Source organism: Arthrobacter sp. OV608, from assembly GCA_900110595.1.
Taxonomy (GTDB): Bacteria; Actinomycetota; Actinomycetes; order Actinomycetales; family Micrococcaceae; genus Arthrobacter.
On the sequence record FOEZ01000002.1, the window covers coordinates 414414 to 432185 of the forward strand.

Annotated in this window: 18 protein-coding genes; 4 read left to right on the forward strand and 14 right to left on the reverse strand. The window is 65.4% G+C overall.

Annotated features, from left to right (window positions below):
* Positions 1–86: 86 nt before the first annotated feature.
* From ccsB to BMX78_RS04690, 5 genes are read right to left on the reverse strand one after another with little or no spacing between them, the layout of a single operon-like run.
* The gene (gene ccsB / locus BMX78_RS04670) at positions 87–1172 is read right to left on the reverse strand and encodes a c-type cytochrome biogenesis protein CcsB (protein ID WP_091416948.1); all 1086 of its coding nucleotides are present in this window, start codon (positions 1170–1172) and stop codon (positions 87–89) included.
* A complete protein-coding gene (gene resB, locus BMX78_RS04675; protein ID WP_091416951.1) occupies positions 1172–2947 on the reverse strand; it encodes a cytochrome c biogenesis protein ResB in 1776 nt (591 codons plus the stop codon). The genes ccsB and resB overlap by 1 nt, the downstream gene beginning before the upstream one ends.
* The gene (locus BMX78_RS04680; RefSeq protein WP_091416953.1) at positions 2947–3702 is read right to left on the reverse strand and encodes a cytochrome c biogenesis CcdA family protein; all 756 of its coding nucleotides are present in this window, start codon (positions 3700–3702) and stop codon (positions 2947–2949) included. The genes resB and BMX78_RS04680 overlap by 1 nt, the downstream gene beginning before the upstream one ends.
* A gap of 2 nt (positions 3703–3704) precedes the next feature.
* Positions 3705–4331 carry a TlpA family protein disulfide reductase gene (locus BMX78_RS04685; RefSeq protein ID WP_285249674.1) on the reverse strand — a complete coding sequence of 209 codons (627 nt, stop codon included), beginning with the start codon at positions 4329–4331 and terminating at the stop codon, positions 3705–3707.
* Positions 4332–4333: 2 nt separating this feature from the next.
* Complete coding sequence (locus BMX78_RS04690) at positions 4334–5014, reverse strand: histidine phosphatase family protein (protein ID WP_091416955.1); 681 nt, start codon at positions 5012–5014, stop codon at positions 4334–4336.
* A 215-nt stretch (positions 5015–5229) separates the two neighbouring features.
* On the opposite strand from BMX78_RS04690, the gene BMX78_RS04695 reads away from it, so the two are divergent.
* From BMX78_RS04695 to BMX78_RS04705, 3 genes are all read left to right on the forward strand, one after another.
* Positions 5230–5778, forward strand: a complete 549-nt coding sequence (locus BMX78_RS04695; RefSeq protein WP_091416957.1) for a YceI family protein — start codon at positions 5230–5232, stop codon at positions 5776–5778.
* Between the two features lie 239 nt (positions 5779–6017).
* Positions 6018–6338: a hypothetical protein gene (locus tag BMX78_RS04700; RefSeq protein ID WP_091416959.1), complete on the forward strand. Its 321-nt coding sequence runs from the start codon at positions 6018–6020 to the stop codon at positions 6336–6338.
* A 110-nt stretch (positions 6339–6448) separates the two neighbouring features.
* Positions 6449–7240, forward strand: coding sequence for a hypothetical protein (locus tag BMX78_RS04705; RefSeq protein WP_091416961.1), 792 nt, complete (start codon positions 6449–6451; stop codon positions 7238–7240).
* A 51-nt stretch (positions 7241–7291) separates the two neighbouring features.
* Here the strand turns inward: BMX78_RS04705 and BMX78_RS04710 are convergent, their stop codons facing one another.
* Positions 7292–7996 (reverse strand): redox-sensing transcriptional repressor Rex, encoded by a 705-nt coding sequence (locus BMX78_RS04710; RefSeq protein WP_091416963.1) that lies wholly within the window; start codon positions 7994–7996, stop codon positions 7292–7294.
* Positions 7997–8110: 114 nt separating this feature from the next.
* A complete protein-coding gene (locus BMX78_RS04715) occupies positions 8111–8365 on the reverse strand; it encodes a glutaredoxin family protein (protein ID WP_091416966.1) in 255 nt (84 codons plus the stop codon).
* A gap of 77 nt (positions 8366–8442) precedes the next feature.
* On the opposite strand from BMX78_RS04715, the gene BMX78_RS04720 reads away from it, so the two are divergent.
* Positions 8443–9261, forward strand: coding sequence for an HAD family hydrolase (locus tag BMX78_RS04720; protein ID WP_091416968.1), 819 nt, complete (start codon positions 8443–8445; stop codon positions 9259–9261).
* A gap of 66 nt (positions 9262–9327) precedes the next feature.
* On the opposite strand, the gene BMX78_RS04725 is transcribed toward BMX78_RS04720, so the two are convergent.
* From BMX78_RS04725 to rhaI, 7 genes are all read right to left on the reverse strand, one after another.
* Positions 9328–9426, reverse strand: coding sequence for a 30S ribosomal protein bS22 (locus BMX78_RS04725; protein ID WP_003792170.1), 99 nt, complete (start codon positions 9424–9426; stop codon positions 9328–9330).
* Between the two features lie 203 nt (positions 9427–9629).
* On the reverse strand, positions 9630–9842 hold the full coding sequence (locus tag BMX78_RS04730; protein ID WP_091416971.1) for a helix-turn-helix domain-containing protein: 213 nt from the start codon (positions 9840–9842) through the stop codon (positions 9630–9632).
* Positions 9843–9996: 154 nt separating this feature from the next.
* Positions 9997–11136 (reverse strand): 3-deoxy-7-phosphoheptulonate synthase, encoded by a 1140-nt coding sequence (locus BMX78_RS04735; RefSeq protein ID WP_091416973.1) that lies wholly within the window; start codon positions 11134–11136, stop codon positions 9997–9999.
* Between the two features lie 214 nt (positions 11137–11350).
* Positions 11351–12679 carry a glycoside-pentoside-hexuronide (GPH):cation symporter gene (locus BMX78_RS04740; protein WP_091416976.1) on the reverse strand — a complete coding sequence of 443 codons (1329 nt, stop codon included), beginning with the start codon at positions 12677–12679 and terminating at the stop codon, positions 11351–11353.
* Between the two features lie 253 nt (positions 12680–12932).
* The gene (locus tag BMX78_RS04750) at positions 12933–14483 is read right to left on the reverse strand and encodes a rhamnulokinase (protein ID WP_091416981.1); all 1551 of its coding nucleotides are present in this window, start codon (positions 14481–14483) and stop codon (positions 12933–12935) included.
* On the reverse strand, positions 14480–16519 hold the full coding sequence (locus BMX78_RS04755; protein ID WP_091416987.1) for a bifunctional aldolase/short-chain dehydrogenase: 2040 nt from the start codon (positions 16517–16519) through the stop codon (positions 14480–14482). Before BMX78_RS04755 ends, BMX78_RS04750 begins: the two co-directional genes overlap by 4 nt.
* A gap of 6 nt (positions 16520–16525) precedes the next feature.
* Positions 16526–17692, reverse strand: coding sequence for an L-rhamnose isomerase (rhaI, locus tag BMX78_RS04760; RefSeq protein ID WP_091416992.1), 1167 nt, complete (start codon positions 17690–17692; stop codon positions 16526–16528).
* Positions 17693–17772: the final 80 nt, after the last annotated feature.

The window sequence follows — 17772 nt, forward strand, 5'->3', positions numbered from 1 at the left end:
ATCACGGCAGGACGGGGAACACCCCTATTGCTACACCGATTGGTTATTTGCCTGCAGATCCCCCGAAGTTGGGAAGAATTCCCTGCTTAGAGCCCGGAGTATGAGTGCAGTCCGTTGAAGAACTGGTTCACGATGGTGAAGTTGAAAATCACGCACAGGTAGCCAACGATCGAGAGCCAGGCGGCACGTGTTCCGGTCCAGCCGCGGGTTGCGCGGGCGTGGAGGTAGCCGGCGTAAACCACCCAGATCACAAAGGTCCAGACTTCCTTGGTGTCCCAGCCCCAGAACCTGCCCCAGGCCTTTTCCGCCCAGATGGCACCGAACATGAGGGTGAACGTCCAGCCGATGAAGGCAATGGCGTTGATCCGGTAGGACAGGTTTTCCAGGCTCAGCGCGGACGGTACCAGGCGCATGAAGCCGAGCTTGTCCGCGCCGCCGGCGGCAACGGTTTTTTGCCGGTGGGACTGGACCAGTTGCAGGGCGGACATAGCGAACGTCAGGGTGAACAGCGCGGAGGAAAGCACTGCGATGGACACGTGGATGATCAGCCAGTAGCTCTGCAGGGCGGGAACCAGGTGGCCCACCGGGGTCCAGTACGCCACGGAGGCGGCCACCAGCATGATGATGCCCAGGCCCACCACGAAAGTGCCCAGGAAGCGCAGGTCGCGGCGGATCAGTACCAGCAGGAATACCGCGATGGCCACGAAGGCGCCGGTGGTGAGGAATTCGTACATATTGCCCCACGGCACGCGTCCGGCTCCGAGGGCGCGGGTCAGCACGCCGGCTCCGTGGATCACTGCGCCCAGGACGGTCAGGGCCACGGCCACCCGCGCGGGGGCGCGGCGTTCGGCGGCGTACCGCATGTCGCCGTCGGCAGTCATGACTCCCCCGCCTCCTGTTCCGGCTGGCCGTGCAGTGGACGACGACGGCCGCTCAGTCCTGCCCGCCGGCCCGGCCAGGTGGGACTCGCTGCGGGCCGCCGCGCCTGCGGCAACCGGCACCTTGGCGGACTCGTCAGCCTGCGCAGCTTTGAGGTCGATCGCGCGCAGGGCCTTGCTGCTCTTCGCAAGGTCCCATGCGAAGGCGATGAAGGCTACCGTGTACGTGCCGGCCGCCAGCAGCATAAAGAGCTCGCTGTACTGGCCCATGGTTTCGTTGATTCCGAACGGCATTACTGGTCCTTTTCGGGCCCGGAGGGGCCGGCTGGGGTGCGTGGAGCTGAAGTTGTGGCGGCGCCTGGGCCATTATCGGGGCTGCTGCTGGGAGTTTGCTGTGATTTTGCGGGGTCAGCGTCTGCGGCCAGCTGCCATTCCGCGGAGAGCAGCTTGCGTACGGCGTCCGCTTCGCCCGCGAGCCGGTGGTCCTCGCCGCGGGCCAGGAGCCCGTATTCCACCATGGTGCGGCCGTCTTCGTGGGTGCCGGTGCGGACCCAGACGCGGCGGCGGTTGACGTACAGGGACAGGATCAGGCCGGCCACCGCCAGGAGCGCGAAGATCAGCGCGTAGAGCTGGCCGGGGTTGTGGTGGATGTCCACGCCGATGTAGCGCTTCACGCCGTCAAAACTGATGGTGCCCTTGCCGTCCGGAAGCGTGTAGCTGGTGCCGGGAGCCAGTTTGATGCCGCCGGCAGCGAGGTTCCGGGCATTCAGCGGGGTGAGGTTCCTGACGTCGATTTCGAAGACGTTCTGCGGCGCGCCGTCGTCCAGGCCAAGGTCACCGTAAAAGGAGTTCAGCGTCAGCTGCGGGTTGAACAATCCGGGGTCTCCGCTGTAGGAAACGCCCTCATTCGAAACGAACGCCGTGGGCAGGAAGAAGCCCTGGAATCCCAACTGGTCAGGCTTCGCGTCAGGGACCTTGATCACCACGGAGGAGTAGTAGTTGTCCCCCTGCAGCTTGCCCACTACCGGGCCCTGCATGGCAACGTTTCCCTCGCCGTCCCTGACGGTCACCATGGGGGCGTAGCCGTTGCCCGTGAGGTAGATGCTGGTGCCGCCCAGGGTGACGGGATCGTTGACTTTCAGGATTTCCTTCTGCGCCGGGGCGTCCGGATTTTCCTTGGTGGTCACGGACGCGGAGAAGTCGATGGGCTGGCCGATTTTGCCCCGGGATTCGCGGTCAAAAGTGATGTCGAACTTGTCCAGCTGCAGGGAGTAGGGCTGGAGCTGGCTGGACTGGAAATTGGTGCCGGGCGTGAACTGGTCGTAGCCCACCAGGGTGTTCACGAACGTATCGCCCTCCACCAGGATGCGCTGCCCGCTATAGCCGAACAGTCCGCCGATGGCCACGGACACCAGCACCCCGATCAGCGAGGTGTGGAACACCAGGTTTCCGACTTCCTTCGCGAAGCCGCGCTCCGCGCCCAGGGAGGGGCGTTCGCCGCCGGCGTCCCGGACCTCCACGCGGTAGCCGCGATTTTTTAGCACCCCGGCGGCACTGGTGATGGCCTCCGATGCCGGGATCCCGGCGTCGGCCGGAATGACAAGGGTGCCGTACTCAGGAAGGCGCGAGAGCCGCTTGGGGGTGCGCGGCGGCTGGGAGCGCATGGCCTTGTAGTGGGCGATGGCGCGCGGCACCACGCAGCCGATCAGGGAGATGAACAGGAGCAGGTAGATAGCCGAAAACCAGGCCGAGGAGTAGACGTCGTACAGCTGAAGGGTGTCCAGCAGCTTGCCGTAGTCCGGATTGTCCTTGATGTACTGGGTTACCACTGAAGGGTTCGCCGGCCGCTGCGGGAACAGGGAGCCCGGCACCGCCGCGACGGCGAGGAGCAGCAGCAGGAACAGTGCTGTGCGCATGCTGGTCAGCTGGGTCCAGGCCCAGCGGAGCATCCCCACCGGCCCCAATGCCGGCAGCGCGGCGTCGGCCTTGGCCTCGGCGACCTTGTCGCCACGCTCTTTGCCGCCGGCCAGGGTGGAGGACTTCTTTTTTACGTTCACACGCTCGCTCATCAGATCGGCAACTTCACATCAGTTTGGAACCAGTACTGCAGCCCGGTCACCCAGGTACCCCAGACGCCACTGGCCATCAGGAGTCCCAGGAGCACCAGGATGCCGCCCCCGGTCCGCTGGATAGCCAGCCGGTGCTTGCGGAAGAAGGCCATCACTCCCATTCCCCGGCGCAGCGCCAGGGCGATCAGCAGGAACGGGATGCCCAGCCCCAGGCTATAGACGAAGGCGAGGAAGGCGCCCTTCGCGGCGGACGAACCGCCGGACAGGCTCAACAGCTGGACGGCTGAGTAGGTGGGTCCGATGCAGGGAGCCCAGCCCAGCCCGAACGTCAGGCCCAGCAGCGGCGCGCCCCACAGCCCGGCCGGTGGCTTGGCGTGGATTTTGGCGTCCCGCTGCAGCCAACTGAAGCCGCCCATAAACACCACACCCATGACGATCACCAGGATGCCCAGGAGTTGGGTGATCCAGGCGTTCTGCGAGCCGGTAATAAGGGTGCCCAGCTGACCGAACGCGCCTCCCAGGAGGACGAAGATCACGGAGAATCCGAGCACGAACAGGCCGATGCCCGCCAGCATCCGGCCGCGTTTCTGCTTCTGCAGGTCCACCCCGGACAACCCCGTGACGTAGCCCAGGTAGCCGGGCACCAGCGGCAGAACGCAGGGAGACAGGAAGGAGACCAGTCCGGCCAGCAGCGCCACCGGGATGGCAAGCAGGAGCGAGCCGCTGAGGATGGCTTCGGCGAAGGGGCTGTTCATGGTTACCCGGCCACGGCGGCAGCGATGAGGGTCTTCAGTGTGCCCTTTTGGATTTCACCCAGGACACGCGAAGCCACGCGCCCCTGTTTGTCCAGGACCAGCGTGGTGGGGACTGCTCCCGGGGGAACCAGGCCGGAGACGGCCAGCAGGACGCCGCCGTCCTTGTCGTCGAAGCTGGGGTAGGTCAGGTTGAAGGACTTTTCGAACGCTTCAGCGGTGGGCTTTTCGTCCCGCAGGTTGACGCCGAAGAACTGCACGCCCTGGGGCTTGAACTCTTGGTGAAGCTCTTCGAGGATGGGTGCTTCCACCCGGCACGGGGCACAGGCAGCGAACCAGAAGTTCAGGACCGTTACCTTGCCCTGGAAGTCTGCCGGCGCCACGGTGGTCCCGTCGAACAATGTCCCGTTGACCTGCACGGGGGATTTGCGGTCCGCCGCGGCGAACTCCGTGACGGAACCATCGCCGGCCACGTAGTTCTTGTTGTCCCCGGCCCGGGCCTGCTCGGCGAGGGCGTCCTGCTGGGCACAGGCCGAGAGGCCCAGGGTGAGGGCGGTCAGGGCGAGGCCGCCGGCGGCAAGGACGCTGCGGCGGGAGGCCAACGGCGCGGCCCTATTGATGCTGTCAGTCACTACTAGGCTCCAGGGGTGCTGGCTGCACCGGGAAGAAGGGATGCCGCTGGTTCGCTGTACGTGACGCGGACAAGGGCGCCGTCGTCGTCGAACACCAGCGACGTGATGGAGGTCAGGGTGCACTCGCGCTTGCGCGGGTCATGCCACAGGGGCTTGCCTTCAGCGCTGAGCCGGGTGGCCCAGATGGGGAGCTGGTGGCTGACCATGATGGCTTCGGGCCCGTCGGTTCCGAAGTCTCCGTTGGCCAGTTCGATGGCGCGCAGGCGCGCCTCCTGCACGGCGGCCATGACCCGCGCTGCCTGCTGCTTATACGGCTCGCCCCACGAAGGTCGCAGGGGGTTAACCAGCCGCGGCCAGTGCTTGGGCCGGCGCAGTTCTGCCTTGGTGACCTTCATGCCCTCGAAGTAGTTCTCCGCTTCGATGATCCGCTCGTCTGTGTGGATCTGCAGCTGCAGCGCTTCCGACGTCGGCCGGGCAGTTTCCTGCGCGCGGTCCAGCGGCGAGGCGGCCAGGTAAGTGATGCGGGCACCGCCGGCAGCACGCTGCCGGAAATGATCAGCGAGCATGCGCGCCATCTCCTGCCCCAGCTCGGAGAGGTGGAATTTGGGCAGCCTGCCATACAGGATGCCGTCGGGATTGTGTACCTCGCCATGGCGGAGCAGATGGACAGTGGCTTGGGGCATGTTTACCAGTTTCTCAAAGATGGCGTGCTATCCGAAATCTTCACCCGTTCTTTCTACAAAGAGTAGAACTGAAGTTTATGAAGAAATGTTCCGCGAGCGGGAACAAAAGATGCAAATGCATGTTTATAGTAGATGCAGCAGTTAGTTGAGGCTTCAACTTATGAAGCTTCAACGGCACGACCCTCAACAGGCAAGCACACACAAGGAGCATCATCATGGCACTTCCCGCAGACGTCACCACCGGCACCTGGACCCTCGACAACTCCCACAGCGAGATCGGCTTCACCGTCCGCCACGCAGGCATCAGCAAGGTCCGCGGCCAGTTCACGGAAGCCGCCGCCACCCTGGACCTTCCCGGTGACGTTGCCGACGCCAAGATCAGCGCCACCATCAACACCGCCAGCTTCGATTCCGGAGACGCCAACCGCGACGGCCACGTCAAGGGCGAAGACTTCTTCGACGTGGAGAAGTTCCCTGAAATCTCCTTCGTCTCCAACGGCCTGGTAGCCAAGGGCAACAGCTACGAACTGACCGGCGACCTCACCATCAAGGGTGTCACCCGCCCCGTCACCCTCGAGACCGAGTTCAATGGCGTGGCCGTTGACCCCTTCGGCAACACCCGCGCCGGCGTATCGGCCGAGACCACCATCAGCCGCAAGGACTTCGGCCTGACTTGGAACGCTGTCCTCGAGACCGGCGGCGTCCTGGTCAGCGACAAGGTTGCCATCAACCTCGAACTCGCCTTCATCGCTCCCGCAGCCTAATTCTTCAACGGTCAGGTTTCTTCACTTGAAGAACCCGGACTGAACGAAAAACCCCGGCACCGGCTTCGGCCAGTGCCGGGGTTTCCGTTTTAAGTCGTGCCGCCCTTTGTCCCGCCCTGCGCCGTGAAGCCGGAACTCGTTGCGCAGGGACAGTCCCTGCGCAACGAACCGTGAAGTCACAGCGCTCACGGGCCCGCCGCAGGGCTAATAAAACCCGGGGCGCGGCTACAGTGAGGGCAATGAGCAACTTTGAGGATGCCAGGCCCCGCACCGGTTTCGCCGCGATGTTCTCGGTGGCCGGCCTTCCCACCGAACTCAAGGTCTCCTTCTGGATCTGGTTCGTGGGCGGCGTCCTCGGCCTGCTCGGCGGACTGCTCGGCGTGCTGGCCTCACTGACCCTCTTTGCCTTGTTGCAGCGGTCCTGCTGTGGCTGCCCCGGTCACAGGCGTGGTTCGCCGCTGCAGGCAGCAGGAGCGGCGACAGCTGAGCGGCGGGACGGGCCACCGCATTTCCAGCACGTGAACCCGCGGATCGGCGGGCGGAATACCTCCTTCGAATGACCCCCAAGCGGCTGGTCCGGGGGTACGGTGGACTTAAGCCATGCTGGGGGTAGGGCGCAGGACCGAATCCCGGCAGCCCACCAGGATCCCGACATGCAAAAGGACAGCTCATGAGTAATCCTCCCGTCCCGCCTCCCGTGCCCAACGAACCCGAGCAGGGCAACCAGCAGCCGCGCTACGGTGAAAACGCACCGCAATACGGCCAGCAGTCCGGCCAGAACCCGCCCCAGTTCGGGCAAAACGCACCGCAGTACGGGCAGTCCGGCGCACCGCAGTATGGGCAAAACGCACCCCAATACGGGCAGAACGCGCCGCAGTATGGCCAGAACCCGCCGCAGGCGCCGGGCTACGGACAGCAGCCGTATGGCCAGCAGCCCTACGGCCAGTCCCCGTACGCCCAGTACCCCTCCGAGCAGCCGCAGGCCACGGGGAGCACCGGCGTGCCGCAGCTGGTCAATATTTCCTTCTGGCTGCTGATCGCCTCCGCGGCGATTTTCGTCATCGCAATGCTTACCGGCCTCACCCAGCTGGATGACCCGATGTTCCGCCAGACCTTCGAGCAGCAGGTGGAAGGCACCGGAGCCGGGGTCACCTACGAGGACATCAAGGGTGTTATCGCCGGCACGCTGGTGGTATTCGCCATCATCGGCGCCGGCCTGTACCTGCTGGTGGCGTTCTTCATCCGGAAGGGCAAGAACTGGGCGCGCATCCTGGGCACAGTGTTCGCCGCACTGTCCATCTTCGGCCTGTTCGGCGTTCCTACGCTGGGCACCTTGGGCACCCTCCTGGGGATCGCCGCCATCGTCCTGCTGTACCTGCCGGCATCTGCTCCGTACTTCCGGAAGCAGCAGCCCTTTGCCAACCCTTACGGCGGCGGCCTGGGCAACCCCTACGGCCGGTAGGCAAGCGCTTTTCCACACCTGCGGGCGTGGGTCCCGGAACTGCCGGAGAAATCAGGCAGTCTGCCCCGGGGCCTGCGCCCGTTGTGCGTGGTAGGCCAGGATCTGCAGTTCGGTGGCCATGTCCACCTTGCGGAGATTGACCCCTTCCGGCACCTGGAGCATCACGGGGGCAAAGCTCAGGATGCTGTGCACCCCCGCAGCCACCACCCGGTCGCAGACGTCCTGGGCCACTGCGGCCGGCAGTGCCAGCACCACCATGTTGGCCCCTGTCCGGCGCAGGACGGTCTCCATGTCCGCCACGTCGCTGACCCGAAGCCAGCCCACTTCGTTGCCCACCACCATCTGGTCGGCGTCAAAAATAGCCACCACGTCGAAGCCCCTGGATTCGAAGCCGCCGTACCGGGCAAGGGCCTTGCCGAGGTTGCCGGCGCCAACGATTGCGACCTTCCAGTCATGGGTCAGCCCCAGGGCCGCCGCGATGTGCCGGCTCAGGTACTGGACTTCGTAACCCACGCCCCGGGTACCGTAGGAGCCCACGTGGGACAGGTCCTTGCGCAATGTCGCGGAGCTGACGCCGGAGGCTTCGGCGAGGGATTCAGAGGAGACCCGCTCCACCCCCTCAGCCAGCAGGGTATTCAGGGCGCGCAGATAAAGCGTCAGCCGGGCCACCGCAGCGGGCGGAATCTGTTTAGCCGGCGTGCCCGTGGTGTCCGGGAGATCCGGGACAGCCTGGGGGGTTGAATCCAGCGAAGCCACCAGCCCCTCCCTCGCATCGCGTTGTGACTCCACTCTAGAGCCCTTCCGCCGAAGCCAACAAAGCAGGGAGCAACAAAGCAGGAAGCCACGATACTCGCGCCATAACCTGCTCCCCTACTGTGCCATGGCCCGCTGGAGGACGCGTTCCAGCCGGATCTCGTCGATCTTCCAGAAATCGCGCTGCACACCGTCCACCAGCACCACCGGGATCTCCTCGGCGTACCGCTCCCGCAGGTCCGGCTGGTTGTCCACCAACTCTTCGGTCCACTCAAGACCCAATGAGGCCGTAACCCGCCCCACGGCGTCGCGCGCTTCCTCGCACAGGTGGCAGTCAGCTTTGGTGATCAGGACGACGCGGGGTGTAGCCATGGCTTAACCGTATCCCCGTTCATGGTGCCAGGGGGCGCCGACGCCGTCCTGCCAGCCGATTGACTAGACTCGACTCCATGCCCGAGGAGAAGTACGTCGCCGTAGTCACCAAGCCGGTTGCTGCGCCGCAGCCCGGCGAGGCGGCGTTCTTCGATGTGGACAACACCCTTATGCGCGGTGCCAGCCTGTTTCACGTGGCCCGGAAGATGCACCAGCGCGGGGCCTTCACCCTTACCCAGGCAGCCGGCTTCGCCTGGAAGCAGTTCAAGTTTGTGGCCCGCGGCGAAAACATGGACGACGTCCACGCGGTCCGCGATTCCGCCCTCACCCTGGCCGCGGGCATTACCGTGGATGACATCAAGGCGCTGGGCGAGGAAGTCTACGACGAGATGATCGTCTCCAGGATCTGGCCCGGCGCCAAGGCACTCGCCGAGCAGCACCTGCGGGTGGGGCGGCGCGTGTGGCTGGTGACGGCCACCCCAATCGAGGTGGCAACCGTGATCTCCACCCGGCTGGGACTCACCGGAGCGCTGGGCACCGTGGGTGAAGTGTCCGAAGGCATGTACACCGGACGGCTGGTGGGAGACATCCTGCACGGCTCCGCCAAGGCCGTGGCAGTCCAGGAGCTCGCCGATGCCGAGGAGCTGGACCTGAAGCGGTGCTGGGCCTACAGCGACTCCTACAACGACATCCCTTTGCTGACCCTCGTGGGCCACCCTGTGGCCATCAATCCGGACGCCCGCCTGCGCCGCCACGCCCGCGACCACAACTGGCCCGTTTACGACTTCCGCGCAGGCCGGCGGGCGGCAACCCTCGGCCTCAAGGCCGCCACGGTGTGCGGCGCCGTCTACGGACTCTGGAAAGGCTTCGCCCGGATCCGCGGGCCGCGCATCTAGCCAGGGAAACAGAAATGCCCGCCACCTCGGAAGGCGGCGGGCATTTCCACGCAGTTCGAAGTATCTCTACTTCTTGTTGCGGCGCTGGTGACGAGTCTTGCGAAGCAGCTTGCGGTGCTTCTTCTTGGCCATACGCTTGCGACGCTTCTTAATAACTGAACCCACGAAAGTTCCTTACAAACTAGATGCAGTACCTGTCTGATGGAAAATGTTCGTGGACAGAGCTACGAACTGAACAACTGACAGATTCTTACAATGACGTAAAACGTTCCTTAACAGGGTACCGCCTATCCGGGGCGGCTTCTGACCGGCGTGGCCCCGACCGGCCGAAACGACCGGCCGGAACAGGGCTTTGCGGCGTGACGGCGTCAGGCGGTTTCGGTGTGGCCGTCCACCACAGCGCCTTTGAGGTACTGCTCCACGGCGTTCTCGGGTACCCGGTACGAGCGGCCGAACCGCACCGCGGGCATCTCGCCGGCGTGGACCAGCCGGTAGACGGTCATTTTGGAGACGCGCATGACCTGGGCTACTTCAGCCACGGTCAGGAACTTCGAGTTGGAGAAGTTCTGTTCTGCCGACATTTCCCTATTTTCCTTTGCTGACGGATGGACAACAGTGACCCCAGGTACGTGCCAATGCGGTGTTCCGATGCTGAGCCATCCACCAACCACCTTCTAGATACTCTAGATGTTCCTGTGGCCAATGTGAAAGTAGTGTGCTCCCCTATTTCGCCCCCTAATTGACCGCCCGGCGCTTGCGGGCAGAGGCGGCCAGCTGGTCCAGCACGGACACGGAGACGTCCCATTCCATGCAGGCGTCCGTCACGCTCTGCCCGTACACCAGCTCCGACCGGCCGGCCGCGTGCTCGGCGACATCGAGGTTTTGGGCGCCGCCTACCAGGAAGCTTTCAAGCATCACGCCGGCGATGGCCTGCGCAGAGGTGCCGCCGTCCTCGAGCTGGGCTCCGATTTCCAGTGCCACTTCGGCCTGGCGGTGGTGGCTCTTGCCGCTGTTGGCGTGGCTGGCATCCACGATGAGGCGCGGGTTCAGCTGCTTGCCGGCGAGTTTGGCGGAGGCACTTTCGACGTCGGCAGCGGAGTAGTTGGGCCCCTTGCGGCCGCCGCGGAGGATGACGTGGGTGTCCGGGTTTCCGGCGGTGGCCACCAGGGCTGCCCGGCCGTCGCCGTCAATGCCCAGGAAGGACTGGGCTGCCGCGGCGGCTCCGCAGGCGTCGACGGCCACCTGGAGATCGCCGTCGGTCCCGTTTTTGAAGCCGATCGGCATGGACAGGCCGGAGGCCAGCTGCCGGTGGATCTGGCTTTCGGTGGTGCGGGCGCCGATGGCGCCCCAGGAGATCAGGTCGGCCATGTACTGCGGGCTGATGGGCTCGAGGAATTCGGTGGCAGTGGGCAGCCCCAGCGCGGTGACCTGCTGGAGGAAATGCCGTGCGGTGCGCAGGCCGGTGACCATGTCGTGGCTGCCGTCCAGGCGCGGATCGTTGATCAGGCCCTTCCAGCCCACCGTGGTGCGGGGCTTTTCGAAGTAGGTCCGCATGACGATCAGCAGGTCTTCCTTGTGCTTTTCGGCCTGGCTGACCAGCCGGCGGGCGTATTCCAGCCCGGCCTTGGGATCGTGGATGGAGCAGGGCCCCACAATCACCAGCAGGCGGTCGTCCAGGCCGTCCATGATGGCGCGTACTTCATCGCGTCCGCGTTCGACGACGCCTGCCGCCTCGGGTGCCAGCGGCAACTCCGCGATGAGGTCCTGCGGGGTGGGCAGGGCAGTGAATTCGCTGACGCGCAGGTTGGACGTGGACTTGGCCACGGCTTCATTGCGGGGAGTGCCGGTGTGTGCGGGGGCTGTTGCGGTGCTCATTGTGGGTCCTGTTCCAGATGGGAAGCGGGCCCAGTTCAGAACCCGCCGGAGAAACGGCGAAGGGCAGAGAATGATCTCTGCCCTGTTGGCTCTGAAGGAAAGTTGGATGCGTGTCAGTTAGACGCGGGCCCCTCCAGAGCCAACGAAAAATACGCATACCAACGGTTTGTCATGCCATGAACCATAACCGCCGGGCGCCCGCACCGCAAAAGTGTTACGCCGCGTCACGGGACAGGCTGGCCACCAGTTCCGCGTGCTTCTGGTCCGTCAGGCGGTACCAGTACATGATGACGACGGCGGCCAGCACCAGGGCCCCCGGCAGCAGTCCCGCCGCGGCCCGGATGGCGAGGGTGGCTGCATCGGACTGCTCGGCCGTGCCTGAAAGGTAGCCGCCCCATGCCAGCGAGAAGGCCACCAGTCCGCCGCCGAATCCCATCCCGAGCTTCCGGGTGGCAGCGAGAAGTGCGTAGTTGATGCCCTGCACCCGGACGCCGGTTTTCCACTCCCCGTATTCCACGGTGTCCGCGATCAGGGCCCAGGTGAGGATGCTGACCGATGCCGATGCCAGGAGCCCCAGCACGAGGCCCGCCAGCCCCAGCAGCGGCGCGTCCTGCGGCGCCAGGAAAACCAGTGCGCCGCCCACCACGCCCAGTCCACCGCCGGCGATGTACACCGCACGCTTTCCCCATCGCGTCACAGGCCGCGGGAGCAATACAGCCAATGTGAGGGTGATGACCACCTGGGCACCTGCCATCACCGGGAACAGGTCCATCCGGGACAGCACGTCACGGAGGTAGTAGAACTGGGCGGCACCGGTGGCGGACGTGCCGGTGACGAAGAGGATGGAACTCAGGCACAGGATCACCAGCGGCGTGTTGGCTTTCAGGGCTGCGACGCTTTGGCCGAGGGTGATTTTGGGGATGCTCCCGGCGACCCGTTCAACGCACACTGTGCCGGTCAGGACATACAGCCCCGAACCAACAACGGCGAAGGCCAGGGTCAGCCAGGTGAAGATCTGCTGCATGTCGTGGCCGGCGCCGAGGAGCGGTGCAATGAAGAATCCGAGCGTGGCGCCCACTGACAGGCCGCCCATGGTCCTTGCCCCGCCGAGCCGCGCGCGGTCCTTGGCATCCTGGGTCATTGCACCCACCAGGCACCCGTAGGGCACGTTGACCATGCTGTACGCGATGCAGACCAGGCCGTAGGTGCAGTAAGCGTAGAGCATCTTCAGTGACGGATCCACGTCCGGAACATGGAACACCGCCACACTCAGCAGCAAGGGAATGAAGCCAAACACCAGGAACGGCCGGAATTTACCCCAGCGCCGGCTGTGTACGCGGTCCACGATCCGCCCGGCGGCGATGTCCGTAAAGGCGTTGAAGATCCGCGCCACCAGCAGCAGGGTTCCTGCAGCTGCTGCCCCGATCCCCGCAACGTCCGTGTAGTAGACAAGCAGGAACATGTTCCCGGTACTGATGATCATGCTGTTGGCGGCGTCGCCGGCCCCATAGCCGAACACGCTGAGCCTGCTAAGTTTCTTCATTCGTTCCTTGGTTCCGGCGGAACGAGAAACCGTTTTCTCATCCCGCTCAAAGGAACGTACCCCAAAATCCTGCGGAGAAACAGCAGCTGCCTGACCCAGTGGTGCTCCTGGCCGCCTTCGCCGTTGTTGAACCGGTAGACCTCGATCTCCTTGGCCGCGCCAGCTCCGGCAAGCAGGTGTTCAGCGGACGTAGGTCCAGATCCTAGGGCCGTCCGGTGGACAAGGACAGGGCAGGCCACGCACTGAACACCATCTACAGCCGCGAGAGTTCAGGGACAAAAACCTGCAACGGGCTGCTGGCCGCCACCAGGGCACGGAGTTCCCCGAGCCCACCGTCCACAGTCCCAGCCGCTCGCGCCTGAACCAGGACGTTCCCCAACGCCGTCGCTTCCACTGGTCCCGCGATCACCCTTTTGCCGGTGGCGTCGGCGGTGAGCTGGCAGAGCAGGCGGTTCTGGGAACCGCCGCCCACCACGTGAACCACGTCCACGGACCTGTCGGCGAGCCGTTCGGCGTCCCGGATGGTGCGTGCATAGCCGGCCGCGAGGCTGTCCATGATGCACCGGGTGATGGCTGCCGGATCGTTGGGCAGGACTTCACCGGTGCGGCGGACGGCTGCCCGGATCCGGTCCGGCATGTTGTCCGGGGCGATGAAGTAGGGATCGTCCGCGTTGATCTGCGGGCCTCCCGGCGGCAGCGCAGCCGCCGCTTCCAGCAGGGCCGGAAGTTCGAGGTTGAACCCTTCGGCTGCCCAGGTCCGCTGGCATTCACTGAGGAGCCAGAGCCCGCCCATGTTGCGCAGGTAGCGGATGGTTCCGTCCACGCCGCGCTCGTTGGTGAAGTTCGCTTCGCGGCTGGCCTCGGTGAGCACCGGATGCTTCAGTTCCAGCCCCACCAGGGACCAGGTGCCGGAGGAAATGTAGGCAAAGTCCTCCTCTCCGTCATCCGCTTTCGCGGGGACGGCGGCGACGGCTGAGGCGGTGTCGTGCGAGCCGACCGCCACCACCTTCGTGTCCTGCGGGAGCCCCACCTGCGCGGCGATGGCAGGCAGGAGCGTGCCGACGGTTTCGCCCGGCTGGACCAGCGGCGGGAACAGGTCCTTCCTCAGGCCCAGGGCGGCGAGGAACTCCGTGGCCCACTCCCCCGCCACGGCGTCGAACAGTCCGGTGGTGGAGGCATTGGTGGCTTCCGTGCGGCGCTGCCCCGTGAGGAGGAACGCGATCAGGTCCGGGATCAGGAGCGCCTGCACGCCGCCCAGGTCCGGCTCGGTGGCCAGCTGGTAGATGGTGTTGAACTGCAGGAACTGCAGCCCGGTGGTGGCGTAAAGGCGCGCAGGGTCCAGTTTCCGGTGCACGGGCTCGACGGCGGCGCGGCTGCGATCGTCCCGGTAGCTGAACGGCTGGGCTGTGAGCTCCCCGGCCTTGTTGACCAGGCCGTAGTCCACCGCCCAGGTGTCGATGCCGATGCTGGCCACACCTTCGCCCTGTACCGCAGCGACTGTCGCCGCCGCTGAAAGCCCCTTGAGCACCTCAGCAAAGAGGGCATGGAAGTCCCAGCGGAGGCCGCCGTCGATCTCCACCACGCCGTTGGGGAAGCGGTGGACCACCTCGAGCTGCACGCCGGCTTCACCGCCGCTGCCTTCGACGCCGCCGCCTTCGATGACCCGGCCCAGGATGACCCGGCCGGAGGAGGCGCCGATATCGACAGCGGCGAAGACACTGCCGGCAACAGCCTTAGCGGCGGCCGCGGCGGAAACTGCCCCGGCCTGGGCCGGGGCAGTTTCGGTGGTGCGTTCGGTGCTCATCGCAGGAAGGCTGCGGCCACTCCGGCGTCCACGGGGATGTGCAGGCCGGTGGTGTGGGACAGTTCGTTGCTGGTAAGGACGGCGGCGGCGTTGGCCACGTGCTCGGGCAGGACTTCGCGCTTGAGCAGGGTCCGCTGGGCGTAGTACTCGCCCAGTTTTTCCTCGTCCACGCCGTACACGGCGGCGCGCTTGGCGCCCCAGCCGCCGGCGAAGATGCCGGAGCCGCGGACCACGCCGTCGGGGTTGATGCCGTTGACGCGGATGCCGTGCTCGCCCAGTTCGGCGGCGAGCAGGCGCACCTGGTGCGCCTGGTCTGCCTTGGTGGCGGAGTAGGCGATGTTGTTGGGTCCGGCGAACACGGAGTTCTTGGAGGAGATGTAGATGATGTCTCCGCCCAGGCCCTGCGCGATCATCACCTTGGCTGCTGCCTTGGCCACCAGGAACGAGCCCTTGGCCATGACGTTGTGCTGCAGGTCCCAATCCTTTTCGGTGGTTTCCAGCAGCGGCTTGGAGATGGACAGGCCGGCGTTGTTGACCACCAGGTCCACGCCGCCGAACGCCAGGACAGCGGCATCGATCGCGGCTGCGACCTGGGCCTCGTCCGTGACGTCGGCCTGGACACCGATGGCAACGTCCGGGCCGCCAAGCTCTTCGGCCACCTTCTCGGCGTTCTCCAGGTTCAGGTCGGCGATGACCACGCACGCGCCTTCAGCAGCGAGGCGGGTGGCAATGGCCTTGCCAATGCCCGACGCCGCGCCGGTCACCAGGGCGATCCGGGTGGCATGGGATTTGGGCTTGGGCATCCGGGCCAGCTTGGCTTCTTCCAGAGCCCAGTACTCGATCCGGAACTTCTCGGATTCCTCGATCGGGGCGTAGGTGGAGATCGCCTCGGCGCCGCGCATCACGTTGATGGCGTTGATGTAGAACTCGCCGGCAACCCGGGCGGTCTGCTTGTTGGCGCCGAAGGAGAACATGCCCACACCGGGCACCAGCACGATGGCCGGGTCCGCACCGCGCAGCGCCGGGCTGTCAGCGTCCGCGTGGCGGTCGTAGTAGGCCTGGTAGTCCTCGCGGTAGTCGGCGTGCAGTTCGTGCAGCCTGGCAATGGAGTCCTCGACCGAGGCGTCGGCGGGCAGGTCCAGGATCAGCGGCTTGACCTTGGTGCGCAGGAAGTGGTCCGGGCAGGAGGTGCCCAGCGCGCCCAGGCGCGGGTGCTCGGCGGCTTCGAGGAAGTCCAGGACGACGCCGTCATCGCTGAAGTGCCCCAGCTGCGGCTTGTCCGTGGAGGCCAGGCCGCGGATCACGGGTGCCAGCGCTGCGGCCTTGGCTTTCCGCTCTGCCTCCGGCAGGGCTGCGTAGCCGGGGAGCTTGGGTCCGAAGGGCTCGGCTTTGCCGTTGTCCTTGATGTACTTCTCGGCCTGCTCGATGATCCACAGCGAGTTCTGCTCTGCTTCTTCGCTGGTGGCGCCCCAGGCAGTAATGCCGTGGCCGCCCAGGATGGTGCCGATCGCCTGCGGGTTGGCTTCCTTGATCGCGGCGATGTCCAGGCCAAGCTGGAACCCGGGACGGCGCCAGGGCACCCAGACCACCTTGTTGCCGAAGATCTTGGTGGTCAGCGCCTCGCCGTCCACTGCGGTGGCAATGGCGATGCCGGAGTCCGGGTGCAGGTGGTCCACATGTGCGGCGTCCACCAGGCCGTGCATAGCCGTATCGATCGACGGTGCGGCACCGCCCTTGCCATGCAGGCAGTAATCGAAGGCGGCCACCATCTCGTCTTCCCGCTCAACGCCAGGGTAGACGTTCTTCAGCGCGTTCAAACGGTCCAGGCGCAGCACCGCAAGGTTTTCGGCCTTCAGCGTGCCGAGGTCCCCGCCGGAGCCCTTGACCCACAGGAGCTGGACGTCCTCGCCCGTGACCGGGTCCGTCTCGGTGCCCTTGGCGGAGGTGTTGCCGCCGGCAAAGTTGGTGTTCCGCTTGTCCGCACCCAGGCGGTTGGAACGGGAAATCAGGTCTTCAACAGTCTTATTGGTGCTCATAGCTGGTTAGGCGCCCCATCCGGCTTGCTGGCCGTCTACGCGGTCCTCGTTGATCTTTTTCTGGTAGCCGCTGGCCTTGAACGCAGCCAGCGGGTCCGCGGGCAGCCCGCGGGATTCACGCCACTCAGCCAGGACGGGCCGGACGTCGGTGTAGAAGGCATCGTTGAAGATGCCGTTGGCAGCCAGGACATCACCGACGCGCTGCGCTTCGGCCAGGGCTGCGGTGTCCACCATCAGGGCCCGGGCGGTCATTTCCTGGACGTTCAGGACCGAGCGGATCTGCCCCGGAATCTTCTCCTCCAGGTTGTGGCACTGGTCCAGCATGAGGGCAACGCCCGAATCCTTGCCGAAGCCGCCGCCGCGGATCACCTCGTGCATGATGCGGAAGAGCTGGAACGGATCAGCCGCACCCACAATGAGGTCGTCGTCGGCATAGAAGCGCGAGTTGAAGTCGAAGGAACCCAGCTTGCCCAGGCGCAGCAGCTGCATCACGATGAACTCGATGTTGGTGCCCGGCGCGTGGTGGCCGGTGTCCAGGCAGACGAACGCCTTCTCGCCCAGCGCCAGGGTCTGGGCGTAGGAGGTGCCCCAGTCCGGAACATCGGTGTGGTAGAAAGCCGGCTCGAAGAACTTGTACTCGAGCACCAGGCGCTGTTCGTCGCCCAGGGCGGCGTAGATCTCCTGCAGGGATTCGGCCAGCCGGTCCTGGCGGCCGCGCATGTCATCTTGGCCGGGGTAGTTGGTGCCGTCCGCCAGCCAGATCTTCAGGTCCTTGGAGCCCGTAGCGTGCATGATCTCGATGCAGTCGAGGTGGTGGTCGACAGCCCGGCGGCGCACGGCCTGGTTGGACGAGGTGAGCGAGCCAAACTTGTATTCGTCATCCTGGAAGGTGTTGGAGTTGATGGTGCCCAGGCCCACGCCGAGGCCGGCCGCGTACTCCTTCAGGGCGGCGTAGTCATCCACCTTGTCCCACGGAATGTGGAGCGCAACGGTGGGGGCCAGGCCGGTCAGTTCATGGACCTTGGCGGCATCCGCCAGTTTCTCCTGCACGGTACGCGGGGTGCCGGGCGTGCCGAACACCTTGAACCGCGTGCCTGAATTTCCATAGGCCCACGAAGGGACCTCGATGGCAAGCTCCCCGAGCCTGCCCAGCGCCGTTGCTACGTCATTCATGATGTGGTTCTTTCCGGTGTCTTGGTGTGTGTGGTCTGTTGAGAGTCTTGATGTGGTGCAGCAGGGTTGGCCGTGCGGCA

What these genes read in the sequence shown, in the direction of transcription:
- ccsB (WP_091416948.1), bottom strand. Translation starts at nt 1,172, where the DNA reads ATGCCGTTCGGAATCAACGAAACCATGGGCCAGTACAGCGAGCTCTTT.
- resB (WP_091416951.1), bottom strand. Translation starts at nt 2,947, where the DNA reads ATGAGCGAGCGTGTGAACGTAAAAAAGAAGTCCTCCACCCTGGCCGGC.
- BMX78_RS04680 (WP_091416953.1), bottom strand. Translation starts at nt 3,702, where the DNA reads ATGAACAGCCCCTTCGCCGAAGCCATCCTCAGCGGCTCGCTCCTGCTT.
- BMX78_RS04690 (WP_091416955.1), bottom strand. Translation starts at nt 5,014, where the DNA reads ATGCCCCAAGCCACTGTCCATCTGCTCCGCCATGGCGAGGTACACAAT.
- BMX78_RS04695 (WP_091416957.1), top strand. Translation starts at nt 5,230, where the DNA reads ATGGCACTTCCCGCAGACGTCACCACCGGCACCTGGACCCTCGACAAC.
- BMX78_RS04700 (WP_091416959.1), top strand. Translation starts at nt 6,018, where the DNA reads ATGAGCAACTTTGAGGATGCCAGGCCCCGCACCGGTTTCGCCGCGATG.
- BMX78_RS04705 (WP_091416961.1), top strand. Translation starts at nt 6,449, where the DNA reads ATGAGTAATCCTCCCGTCCCGCCTCCCGTGCCCAACGAACCCGAGCAG.
- BMX78_RS04715 (WP_091416966.1), bottom strand. Translation starts at nt 8,365, where the DNA reads ATGGCTACACCCCGCGTCGTCCTGATCACCAAAGCTGACTGCCACCTG.
- BMX78_RS04720 (WP_091416968.1), top strand. Translation starts at nt 8,443, where the DNA reads ATGCCCGAGGAGAAGTACGTCGCCGTAGTCACCAAGCCGGTTGCTGCG.
- BMX78_RS04730 (WP_091416971.1), bottom strand. Translation starts at nt 9,842, where the DNA reads ATGTCGGCAGAACAGAACTTCTCCAACTCGAAGTTCCTGACCGTGGCT.
- BMX78_RS04735 (WP_091416973.1), bottom strand. Translation starts at nt 11,136, where the DNA reads ATGAGCACCGCAACAGCCCCCGCACACACCGGCACTCCCCGCAATGAA.
- BMX78_RS04740 (WP_091416976.1), bottom strand. Translation starts at nt 12,679, where the DNA reads ATGAAGAAACTTAGCAGGCTCAGCGTGTTCGGCTATGGGGCCGGCGAC.
- BMX78_RS04750 (WP_091416981.1), bottom strand. Translation starts at nt 14,483, where the DNA reads ATGAGCACCGAACGCACCACCGAAACTGCCCCGGCCCAGGCCGGGGCA.
- BMX78_RS04755 (WP_091416987.1), bottom strand. Translation starts at nt 16,519, where the DNA reads ATGAGCACCAATAAGACTGTTGAAGACCTGATTTCCCGTTCCAACCGC.
- rhaI (WP_091416992.1), bottom strand. Translation starts at nt 17,692, where the DNA reads ATGAATGACGTAGCAACGGCGCTGGGCAGGCTCGGGGAGCTTGCCATC.